General features: G+C 63.9%; 4 protein-coding genes. 1 reads left to right on the top strand and 3 read right to left on the bottom strand.

The features are described from left to right. The first annotated feature begins 170 nt into the window (after nt 1–170). Nucleotides 171–1,049 (top strand): alpha/beta fold hydrolase, encoded by an 879-nt coding sequence (locus AC5Y49_RS02695; RefSeq protein WP_499884262.1) that lies wholly within the window; start codon nt 171–173, stop codon nt 1,047–1,049. Here AC5Y49_RS02695 and AC5Y49_RS02690 read toward each other — a convergent pair whose 3' ends face one another. The 3 genes from AC5Y49_RS02690 to AC5Y49_RS02680 form a co-directional block, all read right to left on the bottom strand. Beyond that, on the bottom strand, nt 1,050–2,228 hold the full coding sequence (locus AC5Y49_RS02690; RefSeq protein ID WP_499884261.1) for an ATP-grasp domain-containing protein: 1,179 nt from the start codon (nt 2,226–2,228) through the stop codon (nt 1,050–1,052). It abuts the gene before it with no gap. A 39-nt stretch (nt 2,229–2,267) separates the two neighbouring features. Next, complete coding sequence (locus tag AC5Y49_RS02685) at nt 2,268–13,820, bottom strand: BTAD domain-containing putative transcriptional regulator (RefSeq protein WP_499884260.1); 11,553 nt, start codon at nt 13,818–13,820, stop codon at nt 2,268–2,270. Nucleotides 13,821–13,923: 103 nt separating this feature from the next. Continuing rightward, nucleotides 13,924–14,622, bottom strand: a complete 699-nt coding sequence (locus AC5Y49_RS02680; protein ID WP_499884259.1) for a Type 1 glutamine amidotransferase-like domain-containing protein — start codon at nt 14,620–14,622, stop codon at nt 13,924–13,926. Nucleotides 14,623–15,050 lie beyond the last annotated feature (428 nt).

Genomic DNA, 15,050 nt, shown 5'->3' with positions numbered 1-15,050 from the left:
ACCAAGGCGGGCGCCGTCCGCCGGACGGCGCCGGAAGGGGATCGCAAGGTGAAGCGCATCTGCATCCTCGGTGTCCCGCTACCGGAATTGTCGAATCATCGTATGACCGGTACTCCGGCTGCGGGCAAAACAATGCAGATCCGGCCGACGCCCGTCATACAGTGGCACTAATGAGCGATGCCACCGGCACGACGCCGAACGACGGGTTCGAGTTCGTTGTCGCGGAAACCGGCGTCGAACTCGCGGTGCAACGGTCCGGCCAGGGCCCGACCGTTCTTCTGGTCGGTGGCCTGGGTATGCCGAGCATTACCTGGGAGCTTTGCGGGCTTCCCCAGTCCCTAATCGACGCGGGATTCCAGGTCATCGCATACAACGCCCGCGGAATGTCACCGTCCTCGGCGCCGGCCGCGCCGTATTCAGTGGCCGACCTGGCCGGCGACGCCGCCGCAGTACTCGACCATTTCCAGGTGCGGCAAGCCACTGTCGTCGGCTATTCGATGGGTTGTTATACGGCGCAGATGCTGCTGCGCAGCCGACCCGAGTTGGTGGGTGCGCTGGTCTTGTTCGCCGGACTTCAGCCGTCACCAATCGGCGCGATGGTGGGGGAGATGGAACTCGGCCTGATCGAGCGCTATGGCGAGGTGCCGCGTGAGGTATTGGTCTTCGAACAATTGTTGACCACCCTCCACTCGCCGATGCTGCAAGATCCGGCGACGGTTCAGGGCTGGAAGCAGGTGTTGTCGGCCGGCTACGACAGTGGGTGGGCCGGACCTGAAGGGTTCAAGGGTCAGCTGATGGCGTCGCAGCAATGGATCACCGGCGGCGAACCGGCCGCCGAACATCTCCGCGCGATCGACGTGCCCACGCTTGTCTTGGCGTTCGAACACGACCTGTTCTTTCCGCCGGCCCTGTGCGAGGCGACCGCTCGCCTGATCCCCGCCGCCGAATTCGCACAGATCGACGGCGCAGGCCACGGCGGCATCTTCACCGGGCCTGGCGACAGCGCCGCCCGGATCACCAAATTCTGCTGCGCGCACCGCGGTAGCTGATCACCCCGGCCCGCCGTCCCACTCGTGGTCGTGCATGAACGCCTCCGGGATGTTCACTCGATACCGGGCGGCCTCGGCAAGAATATTTCCCATCGCGAGCGGCAGCGCGAGGCTCGGCCCAGGATCGCGGCGCGCGAAGATGACCCCATCAGTACGTCGGTAGTCGCGCAGGAATCCGCGGAAAGTGTTGTCTTTCAGTGCTGATTTGCGCCAACCGTACATCAGCATCCCCGGACCCAGCATCTTGCTTGCGCCGGGCTCGGGCGCGATGATGTCTTCGTTGACGCCGAAAAATGCCCTGTCGACCCGTGTTTCGGGATCGAACAACAGAATGCCGCTGGTGGCTCGTGGATTACATTCGATGGCGAAGAGCTGTCCGCCTGGCGCCTCGATGAAATCCAAACCCATCTGGCCGGTGAAGTTGAACGCCTTGACGCATTCGCGCACCCACGCGGCGATGCCGTCGTGCTGGACAGACTCAAACGTCAGGCACGACGTGCCGTCGATCGCGTAGCGCACCGGATATGTAGCGTGCGCTTTGATCTGACCGTTGTGGCAGACCGAATACGAGCAATAGTTCGTGCCGTCGGCCCACGCCTGCGCGATCCATGTATTGCCCGCTTCGAAGTCCAGGCCGCGCGGCAGCTCCCCGGGGCGCACCTTGTAGATCTCCTGCGAGCCACGCGAGTAGACGGGTTTGAGCGCGAACGGCTGGTCGAAATCCAGCGCCTCTAGCTCTTCTTGGCTGCGGACTTGGGCAAAGTCGAGGGTGGGGATGCCCAGCGTTTTCAGTGCGGCCTGGAACTCGTATTTGTCCTCCAGTCGAGTCTCGAGTTCGAATTCGGAGAAGAACAACGTGCAGCCGTCCGGGAACAGGTCGGGGTGTCGCTTGATGGTGTTCGCCAGGATTTCGGTTCCCTCGTGGATCGGCACCACCAGGTCTACGCCCTGTTCGCGGACGATTTGGGCGATGGCTCGCGTCCACTCGACCGGTTCATAGGTCGGCCGTGGCGTGCGAAACGTCTGCTTGACCGACGAGGAGAATCTGGTGATCGGGAACGGCACCGAGTCCGAAATCAGCACATGGTGTCCGGCGGCTCCCATCACGCGGGCCAGGTGGAGTGCCAGAAACGACCGACCGAAAGTGATCAGCACCGTCTTTCCACCCGATGTGGACATAGAACCTCCCTTGGAACACCCGCGACACGGTAGCTCCACTCAACCTACGGGCGGGGATGCGACTTTGTCTGAGGGATCGAGGTCCGCGAACCGAGTGAGGGCGGCGTCAACGTCTGAATCGTCGAACATCTCGCAACGGTTGACCAGGTCACCGTCGACGGTAAGAATTGCGGTCTCTCGCCACTCGGCGCCGAAACCCTCGTGGGACGTCCCATATGCCGCGTGCGTGAACACGGTTCCGAGATCGCTCAGCCGGTGTATGGCCTCGATGTAAATCTTGATGTCCGGCGCGACGTCGAAAGTGGCACGGAGGTATTGAGGAAATTCGCCGGGTGCAAAAGCTCTACCGCGCCGATGGTCGATGTTCACCCAATCCGGCGTTGTCGTCGGTACCTCATGTCGGTTGATCGCCGCGTAGTCCCTAGTCACGACCGACCAGGTGCGCGAGTGGGGCGCCGCTTCGCCGGCGAGGTACCGACGATCGAGTTCTTCGAAGGCGGCGTCGATGTCGTCGGGTTCGAAGAAGACGTAGCCCGCGATCCGCTCGGCGGCGTCGATCTCGATGATGCCGAGCAGCTCGACGCCGAAGTCCCCATCGCGCGGGTCACTGTTCAACGAACAGATGCGAGTCAGGGCGAGGCGCGCTCCGCGGGTCGCAATGACGCTCAGGGTTACGTTCGCAAGGCCGTCGGCCAGGGCTCGCATGTTTGCCATCACGTCATCGCGGCCGTCCCAGAACCCGACATTCACCACGCGACGGCGATCGTCGACGAAACTGTCGTCGGCCAAGATTTTCGCTATCGCCGCCCAATTGTGGGCCGCAGAATTGGCAAACATGCGGTGATTTGCCCGGCTTGCCGCATTCTCCAAATGCCGCGCCTGTGTACGCAGTTCGTCGAAGCGGACGAGCGCGGCGTCGAGATCGGACTCATCGAAGGCTTCCACGCGGCTGTAGAGGTCGCCTTCGAGTACGCCAACAACTATTGCCCGCCACTCGGCGTCAAAGCCCTCCCGCGACGTCCCTCGCGTAGCCTGGGTGACGACCGCTCCCCGGTTGCTCAGCCGGTGCACCGACTCGATGTAGACATTGATGTCCGGCATGAGGTCCCACAGGCTATGAAGATATCCGGCCAGATGTTCTTGCTCGGTCGTTAAGACCGCTCGATGGTCGATGAAAACCGAATCCGGTGTCATGCCGGGAAGTTCACGCCGATTGGTCTCGTAATAGGACCGCGCAATGACCGACCATGTGTGTGAGTGGGCGGCTGCTTCGCCGGCAATGTACCGAGTGTCGAGTTCGTGGAATGCGCTATCGATGTCGTCGAGATCGAACATCAGGCACGCGGCGATCTGGTTTTCGGCGTTGATCTCGACGACGCCCAGCACATCGGTACGGAACGCCTCAGTCCGCGGGTCTCGGCCGGCGAAGCGGAACCGTCCAAGTGCCAGGTCATCTCCACGTGTCGCAATCACTGTCAACGTCACGTTCTTCGTCCCGACGTCAGCGACAGCGCGCCAATCGGCGATGATGACTTCCCGGCCGCGTCGTATTCCGACCCCCACGACCGGGCGACGGTCGTCCGTGAAACTGTCCTCGGCCAGCAGCTGGGGCATGGCGTCCCAGTCGCGGGCGGCGAAGCATCGCTGGAAACGTTCAACGACTTGGCTTGCCGCGTTTTCCAAACGCGGCGCCTGTGGGTGCAGCTCCTCGAAGTGGGCAAGGGCGGCGTCGAGGTCGGCCTCGTCGAAGACTTCGACGCGGCTGATCAGGTCACCTTCGACTGTAAGGAGTTCGATCATCCGCAACTCGGCGTCAAAGCCCTCTTGCGTAGTCATTTTCAGCACCAGGGTGAACACGGCGCCGAGTTCGCTCAGTCGATGCACTGCCTCGAAGTAGCCGCTGCAGGCCGAAGTGATGTCCCACACTGCACGCATAGATGCGGCCACATCGAGCCCCTCGCTCGATACGAGCGGTCGATGGTCGATGTAAACGTGATCCGGAGTCGTCGCGAAAAGCTCATGCCGGATGAATGCGGCAGGGATCCCTGCAATTACCGACCACGTGTGCGCGTGGGCGGCTGCTTCGCCCGCGAGGTACCGACGATCGAGTTCCGCGAAAGCGGCGTCGACGTCATCGAGGTCGAACGCGAGCTGCGCCGTGATCCGCTCGTCGGTGTCGATCTCGGCGATGATCAGCATGTCACTGCTGAACTCCCCCTGCCGTAGGTCGCGGGTCGGGGAACTGATACGAGTGAGGGCGAGGCGCGCCCCGCGGGTCGCGATAGCGGTCGGCGGCATGGGTGCCGCATCGGCCAGGGCTCGCAGATTTGCGATCACGACATCGCGACCGTCCCAGAACCCGGCGCCCGTCATGCGACGGCGGTCGTCGACGAAACTGTCGTCGGTCAGGATTTCGGTTATCGCTGCCCAGTTGCGGGCCCGGAAGTACGCAAAGTACCGGTCATTTGCTTGGCTTGCCGCGTTTTGTAGCTGCGGTGCCCGCGGCGTTAATTCATCGAAGCGCGCGAGCGCCGCCTCGAGATCCGCCTCGTCGAAGAGCTCACAGCGATTGATCAGTTCGCCGTCGACCCCGAAGAGATTGATCGTCCGCCACTCGGCCTCGAAGCCCTCCTGCGTGGTCCCTTTCAGCACCTGTGTCAAGACGGCGCCAAGCTTGCTCAGCCGGTGCACAGCCTCGATGTGGACACACAGATCCTGTTCGAGGTCTGCCCAAGCGGCAGAGATGTATGCGGTCATCTCGCCGGGCGCGAAAGTTGCCCCCCGCCGGTGGTCGATGTTGACCCATTCTGGCGTCGTTGCTAGGAGCCCCCGCGCGTTAAGGACGGCGTAAGCCCGTGTCAGGACGGCCCACGTCCGCGCGTTTGCCGCGGCCTCGCCGGCCGCGTATCTGGCATCGAGCTCGTCGAAAGCGGCGTCGAGGTCGTCGAGTTCGAGGAAGACGCCTGCCGTGATCCGATGGTCGGCGTCGATCTCGCTGAGGTAGAGCGCCTCGCTGCCGAACTCCCTGTCGCGCAGATCACGGTTCAAGTGGGTAAGAGCAAGACGCTCTCCACGCGTCGCGATGACGGTAGACGTCATGTTGGCTTCGAGCTCAGCGAGAGCACGCATGCTTTGGACGTGGACATCTCGGCCGCTTAGGACCCCGGCGTTGACGACCCGACGACGATCGTTGGTGGAGACATCGTCGGCTAGCAACTCGGCTATGGCGTCCCAGTCGCGGGCGGCGTAGGAGGTCCAGAAGCGTTGGTCCACTTGGCTTGCCGCGTTTTCCAGCCGTGGCTTCGACTGACGCAGCTCGTCGAGCCTCGCGTGCGCGGTGTCGAGGTCTGTCTCGTCGAAGACTTCAAGGCGGCTGAGCAAGTCGCCCTCGGCTGTAAGCAGGTTCAGCCCCCGCCACTCGGCATCGAAGCCGCTTTCCGAGGTCCCGTGCGCCGCCCAGGTGACGATCGCCCCGACATTGGTCAACCGGTGCACAGACTCGATATAGATCTTGAAGTCAGGCGCGACGTCCCACGCAGCGCGGAGGTACGGAATGGTTTCTCCTGGAGCATAAGCAATTCCGCGGCGGTGGTCGATGTTCACCCAGTCCGGTGTTGTCGGCGGCATCTCCTGGCGGTTGACCGCAGCGTAACCCCGCGTGATCGCCGACCACCTGTGCGCGTGCGGTGCCGCTTCGCCAGCGAGGTATCGAGCATCGAGTTCCTCGAAGGCGGCGTCAATGTCGTCAAGGTCGAACACGACGGCCGCAGCTATGCGTTCGTCGGCGTCGACCTCGACGATGCTAAGTGCATCGTTTTGGATCGCCTCTGGGTCGCGGCCCGACACGCGAACTCGTGTCAGGGCGAGACGCCCGCCGCGGGTTGCCAAGGCGCCCACCATCGTCATCGTGAAACCGACACCGACGGTCGCCTGCGCATCTTTGATGTTGGCATCTCGACCATGCAGGACCCCGGCGTTGACCACCCGCCGGCGATCGTCGACGAAGACGTTCTCGGTCGATATTGAAGCCACGGCCTGCCAGTCGTCGTTCGCAACGTACGAAAAAAGGCGCTCCCACACCCGCGTTGCGATGTTTTCCAGCCGCGGTGTCGGCCGGCTGAGTTGGTCGAATCTCGCGTGGGCGGCGTCGACGTCCACTTCGTCGAAGACCTCACAGCGGTTGAACAGGTCGCCGTCGATTGTGAATAGGATGACTTCCCGCCATTCGGCGTCGAAGCCCTCTCGCGAAGTTCCACGCACCACATGGGTGACGACAGCACCGAGGTTGCTCAGCCGATGCACGGTCTCGACGTAAACCCTGACATTGGGCGCGAGATTCCATGTGGCGTCCATGTATGCGGTCAATTCACCGGGTGCGAAAGCTCGCGCGCGCCGATGATCGATGTTCTCCCAGTCGGGCGCGGTGAATTCGTGTCGGTTGAACGCGGCGTAACCTCTCGTTACGACCGACCATGCGTGCGCATGAGCAGCGGCTTCGCCGGAGAGGTACCGGGCGTCGAGCTCGGCGAAGGCGGCGTCGATGTCGTCGGGGTCGAACACGATGCGTGCCAGTAACCGGCCGTCGGCATCTACCTCTACCACGTCGAGTAGATCGCTGCGGAATGCCTCGTAACCCTCAGCTCGACCACGACATGCGACGAGGCGCTCGCCACGGGTCGCAATGGGTTCTGTCGACACGGCCTTGATGACCTCGACGAGGCCAGAAACTTCGGCGATTAGGGCCTCTCGGCCCCGCCGGGGACCGGCATTCACGACATGACGACGGTCTTCGGTGGATACGTCGTTGGTCACGATCTCGGCTAAGGCATCCCAATCGCGGGCCGCAAAGCACACCTTGACGCGCTCGTATGTTTGGCTAGCCGTGTTTTCCAACCGCGATGCCGGCCGGTGCAGCTGTTCGAACTTCGCGAGCGCGGCGTCGAGGTCAGCTTCGCCGTATACCTCAGTGCGGTTGATCAATTCGCCATCGACCGTGAAAACCGCGATGCCGCGCCACTCGGCCTTCAAGCCCTCGTGCGAGGTTTCATGCGCTGCGTAAGTGACGACTGCTCCGATGTTGCTCAGCCGATGCACTTGTTCGACGTAGATATTGATGTCTTGCTCGACGTCCCACCCGGCTTGGATGTATGCGGTCACGTCGCCGGGCCCGAACGCTGTCTCCCGTCGGTGGTCGATGGTCACCCAGTCAGGCGTCGTCGCGGGGAGCTCGTGACGGTTGAGCGCGGCGTAGCTGTCCGCGACGAGCGACCAGGTGTGCGCATGGGCGGCAGTCTCACCAGCGAGGTAGCGCGCCTCGAGTTCAGCGAAGGCGGCGTTGATGTCGTCGCCGTCGAACGAGACGTTCGCCACGACTCGCCCATCTGAGTTGATTTCCCCGATGTCGAGTTGCTCGGCGCAGAAGGCCTCAGGATCTTGATCCCTGAATGAAAAGATACTGCGGGTGAGGACAAGACGCTCCCCGCGGGTCGCAATGACAGTCACGATGACGTTCGCGATCCCGAGGTCGGCGACAGCGCGCATGTTTGCAATAGCCGCGTCTCGACCGTGTCGGATCCCGGCGTTCACGACACTTCGGTGATCGTCGAGGTAATAGTCGTGGGCCAATAGCTCGGCCATGGCGTCCCACTCGTGGGCCGCGAAGTGCGCCAGAAAGCGCTCGCTCACTTGGCTTGCCGCATTTTCCAATCGTGGCGCAGGTCGACACAGTTCGTCAAAGCGGGCGAGCGCGGCGTCTAAGTCCGATTCGTCGAACATTTCGAAGCGGTCGATCAGGTCGCCTTTGACCGTTTCAACGCTGATCACTCGCCATTCGGCACGGAATCCGTCTTGCGAAGTCTCATGCGCTATGTGGGTGACAACAGCTCCGAGGCTCTGCAAGTGATGCACCGATTCGATGAAGACGGTCAGATTAGACGGAATATTCCACGCGGCGCTCAGCCATGCAGGTACTTCACCGGGCGCAATTGACGTCCCCCGCCGGTGGTCGATGTTCACCCAATCTGGGGTTGTCGGAGGCGATTCGCGTCGATTGAGCGATGCGGTGCTCCGCGCAATGGCCGACCATGTTCGCGAATGGGCGGATCCTTCGCCGGCGAGGTACCGGGCGTCGAGTTCTTCGAAGGCGGCGTCGATGTCATCGACGTCGAACACCACGACCGCTGCCATCCGTTCGTCGGCGTCGATCTCAACGACTGCCAGCATCTCGATACTGAAGGCGTCCTGCCGTTGGTCGAGTCCCGAGAACCGGTAATGACTTAGGACGAGACGCTGTCCGCGTGTCGCAGTGACCGTTGCTGTCACATTCTGGGATCCGACAGCGGCGTATGCATGCACGGTGAGTTCGGCATCTCGACCATGTAGGTTCCCTGCGTTCACGACTCGACGTCGATCTTCGATGGAAGTGCCGTCGGACAGCATCTCGGCCATTGCTTCCCAGTCGCGGGTGGCGAAGCATGCCTGAAAGCGCTTATCCACTCGGCTTGCCGCGTTTTCCAGCCGCTGTACCGGCCGGCTCAATTGCTCGAACCGTGCCAGCGCGGCATCGAGGTCAGCCTCGTCGAAGAGCTCACAGCGGCTGAGTGAGTCGCCTTCAACAATGAAGATGCATATCATCGGCCACTCGGCGTAAAGGCCCTCTTGTGAGATCCCATGTGCCGCATGGCAGACGACCGCACCGAAACTGTTCAACCGATGCACAGTCTCGATGTAGATCCTGCTGTCAGCCAAGTCGTCCCATGCGGCCTGGATATACGCGATGATGCCACCTGGTGGGACCGCTGCTCCGCGGCGGTGGTCGACGCTCGCCAAATCCTGTGTCACCGCGGGAACTTCGCGTTCGTTGACTGCCGCGTACGCGGCCGTGATCGCAGACCATGTCTGTGCATGGGCCGCCGCCTCACCGGCGAGGTAGCGGGCGTCGAGCTCCGTGATGGCGGCGTCGAAGTCGTCGAGGTCGAACGCGACGAGCGCCGTGATCCGCTCGTCGGTGTCGATCTCGACTATCTGTAAAAAATCGACGCGGAATGCCTCTGCTTCTTGGCCGCTTCGTGAGTAGCGGGCACGAGTGAGTGCGAGGCACGCTCCACGGGTTGCAACAGCGACTGACCTTGCATCCGTGACGTCGATGTCGGCAGCTGACCGGTAGTCTTCGATCGCAGCGTCCCGGCCGAGTCGGATCCCGACGCCCACCACCGAACGACGATCGTCGCCGCAATAGTCATCGTGAAGGAGCGCGGTTATCGCATCCCAGTCACGGTCCGCGAAGTACGCGTGGAGGCGCTCGTATATCCGCGTCGCGGCGTTCGCTAGCGGCGCTCGAGGACGTACCTCATCGGAACGAGCATGGATGGCGTCGAGCTCAGCGAGGGCGGCATCCATGTCTTCGAGGTCGAACCACACTTGCAGCGCGATTCGCCCCTGATCGTCGATGCCGTACAGCTGGAGAAATTCATCCCGTGGTGCCCCACGGCTCACGTCATCGGTGGTTAGCGCGACTCGATGGAGGGCCAGGCGCTCGCCGCGCACGGCGATAACGACACCGCTGAGCCGCAGAGTCCCCGTCTCAAGTTCGACCCTGGTCTGATGCATCACCTCTGCCGCCGCGAATTCGGTCTGCTTAAAGCCGACGATCTTACGGCGACTTTCGACAGAACCGTCGGGTGCGAACAGCTGCTCGAATTCGTCCCAGTCCCGACGGTCGATAGCCGCCTTCAGGCGTTCGCCTGTTCGGACTGCTGCGTTGTCGAACTCGACACTCGACGGTTCGGATGGTGCCGGCGCAGTAGGCGGCACGCGCTCTCCGAGAAGTAGCCGCGCCCTTTCAGCAAGTGCTGCAGCGCCTTTGCGCTCATACAGATCGACCGCACGGTCCGCGGCGGCTCGCACACCTGCAGCGTCGCCAGCAGCTCCCAAAACTGTTGCCAGCGTGAGGCAGGCGTCGCCGTGATCGACCAAGGCGTCGGTACGCTCTGCCAGGGCGACGGCAGCCTCAGCGACCCGTCGAGCCTCGTCATGATCACCCCGACGTGACAGTAACTGCGCTCGAAGCGTGCGCCAGGAGATCGACGCCTTCAGGGCGTGCCCGGCGAGACGCTCACTTTGCGAACACAATTCGTCGGCCTCGACATCTTGCCCGAGCGCGAGACACGCACGACCCAAAAGGGCCGCAGTCTCAGCCGTATCGGCATCGAGTCCCATGCGACGAAATCCGTTGTAGGCCTTGCGCAGGTACGGCTCGGCGGCAGCAGGATCGTCGACAACCAGCTCGACAATGCCAGCAAACTGCTCGACTTCGAGCAGGGCATGGCGCAGACCCAGCTCGGTGACCGTGCGCCGGGCGGAGTCGATCATTCGTCGAGCTGCTTCGGCGCGGCCGCGGAAGGCCTCCAGCACGGATTGGCATCGCGTCGACGTCGCCTCGACCGCAGGCGAGTCGGTGGTGATTCGCAGCAGCCGTACCACGTCCAGACACCGCCCGCCCGCACGCGGAACTGGGTTGGGGCCCCACAGTGCCGCGAGCGGCGCACCTGCCAGCACAGCGTTCACCCGGCGGTGTTCACGCGCACGCCGGGCCGCGGTAAGCGCTTTGTCCAGCGCGATTTCGCAGTCGCCGACTCTCCCCAGGCGGGCGAGGCACCCGGCGCGGACGGTGTGCGCCTGGGCTTCTCCGGCCGCGTCGCCCAACTCGGCCAATTTCTCGGCGGCCGCACCTACCGCGGTCGCTACCTCGTCCAATCGCTCGGGGTGAATCAGCATCGACAGCTGGCCGTCGAAGCACGTCGCCCATGCCGCCAACCGCGCGGAATCGACTGTCGCTTCTTGCAATTGCGCGACGGCACCCGCTGCTGATGCCACATCACCGGCGGCGAGCAGCGCCTCGCAACGCGCGATGAGTAGCTCGGCGGTCTGCTCGTCGCGGTCGGGCAACTCCTCGTCGATCTCCTCGAGAGCATGCAGCGCGTGATCGTAGAGGTCGGCGGCGCCCTCGTAGCCGAGCCGGGCCATCGCCTGGTCGGCGGCACGTCGGCAGTAGAGGACGGCCTTGGCCGCGTTTCCGGCCCACGCGCATTCGAAGTAGTGATGCGCGAGTTCAGCCAGCAGCTCGTCGTCGGCGCCGGGCTCGTTCTCCAGCGTCGTGGCGATGCGTTGGTGCAGCCGCATGCGGCGCACGGACGCCAGCTCGGCAAGCAGCGACTGCCGGACGATAGCGTGGTTGAACCGATATCGACCGCCGGGTTCTTCGATGACGATGCCAGCCTTGCAGGCCTCGTCGAAGGCATCGACGAGATCCTGGTCGACCACTCGCTCCACGAGGTCGAGCGCGAAGCGACTCCCGACGACCGCGGCCGCGGCGAGGGCCTTGTTCGTTTCCGCCGGAAGCCGGGATAGTCTGCGGCTCACGGCTTCACGGACACCCTGCGGCAAGGTGCTCGGATCCCACACGCCGCCACTTTCGTCCACATGGCGCAGCGCCTCGATAAGAAAGAACGGATTGCCGCCGGTGACAGACGCCAATGCTCGGGCAAGCTCTTCGTCGTCGTAGCCGGCTTCGGCGACGTATGCGCTCACATCGTCCTCGCCGAGGCCGCTGAGCTGTAGGCGGTGGGCGGTGCCGTCACGATGCAGGTCGGCGAGCATCGCGGCCAGGGGATGGGAGCGGTCTAGGTCGGTGCTGCGGTACGTCCCGACGATTTGGACGCGAGCCTGATCGCCAAAGCGCAGCAGATGCCGCAACAACAGCAGCGTGGGCTTGGCTGCCCAGTGCAGATCGTCGAGAATCAGGACGACCGGCGCGCTCGTGGAGGCGAGCTGCAACAGTGCGACGACCGCGTCGAAAAGCGCATACCGTTCGGTGTCCGGGTCCGCGCGGGTCGGCGCTGCCAGGTCGGGTACGACTTCGGTCAGCCCGGGCGCCAGTGGAAGCAGTGCCTCAACGCCCCGCAATCCCCGCAGTCGACTGGCGCCCAGGCACGGCATCAGCGAACGCAGGGCTTCGGCGAACGGTTGGTAGGGCGCGCCGAGATCCTCGTCGCAACGGCCGTACAGCACGACCGCTCCCTGTTGGTAGGCCTGTCGGGACCATTCGCCGGCAAGGCGAGTCTTTCCGACGCCGGGTTCACCGGCAATGAGCACCGCGCGCGTGCTCCCGGTAAGTGCGGTCTGCCACGCCGACAAAAGTCGTTCGAGTTCATGGCCACGTCCGACGAATGGCCCGGGGCCGGTCAATATCGCCGGGAGTAGGGGCCGCTCGATGGGGGTTTCGCCGGTCTCCTCGGGTGGCTCTGCGGTTTCCAGCCGGAGCTCGAACACGTGCTCGGGGCGCGCCAGGTTGCGCAGCTGGCGCATCCCGAGGTCGGCGAGCATAACGTCATCGGGCAGTGAGTCGATGACGAGTTCGGCGGTCGCACCCGAGCACAGGATCTGGCCGCCCACCGCCAGCGACCGCAGCCGCGCGGCACGGTTGACCGCCCGACCGAAATAGTCGCCGTCACGAAGCTCGACCTCGCCGGTGTGCAGCGCCACCCGAATACGCATGGGCTCTCGCAGTGCCCACGGCTCGTGGCTGATTGCGTCTTGCAGTTCGATGGCGGCGGCGGCCGCCGCCGATGGCCGCTCGAAGACCGAGAAGGTGGCGTCACCTTCGCCGCGCGTCTTGATCAGCCGTCCGCCGCGGGACGTGACGACCTGTTCGACGAGCTCGTCGTGCCGGGCCAGGGCCGCCGCCATGGCGTCGGCGTCGGCCTCCCAAGCGGCGGTTGAACCCTCGATATCCGTGAGCAGAAACGTGACGGCCCGCATCACCGATGGAAGCTGTTGTGCTACAGGGGTATCCAGTGCTGCATCTTGAGCGACGATAGCAGCCTCGAGCCGGCGAAGTTCCGGACCGGGGTCGACCCCGAGCTCCTCGGCCAGCAGCGACCGTGCCCGTTGGTACGCCCCCAGCGCTTCGCCCTGCCTGCCGGCACGGTAGAGGGCGAGCATCAGCTGGCCCCAGCGTCTTTCGCGCAGCGGAGCGTCGGCCACCGCGGCCTCGAGTTCGCCGGCGATCTCGGCGGCCCGGCCCGTCGCGAGCAGCGCATCGGCCCGGTCCTCGACTAGCGCGGCATGGCTCTCGATCCAGCGCGTCTTCTCGGACAGCCCCCGGTGGGAGTCGGGCAGTTCGGGGATTCCGCGCCAAAGGGTCAGCGCCTCCTCAAAGCGGACTACCGCTTGGCCCGTGTCGCCGGCGGCCGTAGCGTCGCGGCCCCGTTTGATGGCCAGTTTGTAACGCGAGGCGTCGACCTCGGTGGTGCTGAGGATCCAGCCCATTCCCTCCGTCAAAACGAAGCCGTCGCCCAGAGTGCGACGCAGGGCAGAGATGTGGGTTTGGAGAGCCTTGGGGGCGGTGCGCGGGGGATCGTCGCCCCAAAGAAGTTCAATCAGTGTTTCGGCGGCGACAACCGAGCCGCCGTGGAGCCCGAGCATCGTGAGGATGGCGCGCGGTTTCGCGCCCGGAATTGGGACGGGCGCACCGTCCTGCCGGACCTGGAGAGGTCCCAAAACCCCCAGTTCCACGGCTTGAAGCGTACTCATGGAACTGATCGTCGGTGGGGCGATTCAACACGCGGTCAAGGTCGAGTAAAGCCGTCGCGTTACCCGGGCAGTCGCACCTTTGAGCCGTAGCCGCAGCGGTCGATCACGTGTTCTCGTCGTCGGCGTACAGCAGTGCTTGCGTGACGTGATCATCCTCGAAACGGAATTCGTGGGCGGGTCGCCGCAATGGCTCGATGCTGCTATCCGGATGCACGATAACTCCGCCACCGGAGGGGATTCCGAGTCCGGCGGCCCCTCCCTCCAACAGATGAATCGTGCGCGACAGTCGCGCCCACTCGGCTCGCTCGTCGTGTGTGTCAATGACCAGGGGGACGAGCTTGAAGAACTCGCGCAGCTCGATTGTGGGGGATGTCGGGGTCTCGACGACTCCATAGCGTCCGAGCTGGACCGCGCCGGCTGAAACACCAAGCAGAACCGCCCCTTTGGCGTAACGGTCCAAGACTACGTCCTTCATGCCGGTTCTCTCGAATGTGTCCCAGCCGAGACGCACGTCGCCGCCGGCGAGGACGATCAACTGGGCGCGCTGCAGGAACGCGCGGTCCTCGGAGCCGAACGACGACATGATCATGCGACGGTCGGTGATTCCGATCGCATCCACCGCCGCCTCGAAGATGCCGTAAAACTCGGGACGATCCCCATTGGAGGCGCCGATATAGGCCGCGCTGAGTGGAGCGTCCCGAGCCAGCCCGTCAAGGGCAGATTCGAGGAGCAGTCGGTCCTGCCACTCCCAAAACAGCAGCTGACTGTCCGCCAGCAGATAGAGCGGTTGGAGTTGTGGCACGGGCTCAGTTATCGCACACAGTCAGAACCGGCCGTTGACCGGCGTTTGCCGCCTAACCCCCGTACGTGGGGCCCTGCACGCCGTCGCGGTATGTGGTGCATTGCTTCCCGGTGCAACACGTCTCGATGAGAGTGGGGGCGGCGCCCCAATGGGGTTGTACCTCCTGCGACGTATAGTCGCCGCCGGAACCCCTGCAGTTACCTTCGATATCCGTTTGCGCATGGGCAAGCGGTGCGGTGAGCATCACCGCACCCGCGATTGCAAAAGTGGCCACGGGCATGGCGCTGAATACACGACGTTTCATGTTCTCTCCATAGCTTCGCCTAGTTAGCGAGGTCATCGCTCAAGCCGTTGGCCGTGCGGTATTGACGCCGCCAGTTTAGCGGCTCTGCGCTCGACCTCGACCCAAAATGACGGACGCAGGGTTT

This window comes from Mycobacterium sp. NGS62, from assembly GCF_059812285.1.
The sequence above is the reverse complement of the archived record's forward strand: the minus strand, read 5'-3'. Positions and strand labels throughout refer to the sequence as shown.

What these genes read in the sequence shown, in the direction of transcription:
- AC5Y49_RS02695 (WP_499884262.1), top strand. Translation starts at nt 171, where the DNA reads ATGAGCGATGCCACCGGCACGACGCCGAACGACGGGTTCGAGTTCGTT.
- AC5Y49_RS02690 (WP_499884261.1), bottom strand. Translation starts at nt 2,228, where the DNA reads ATGTCCACATCGGGTGGAAAGACGGTGCTGATCACTTTCGGTCGGTCG.
- AC5Y49_RS02685 (WP_499884260.1), bottom strand. Translation starts at nt 13,820, where the DNA reads ATGAGTACGCTTCAAGCCGTGGAACTGGGGGTTTTGGGACCTCTCCAG.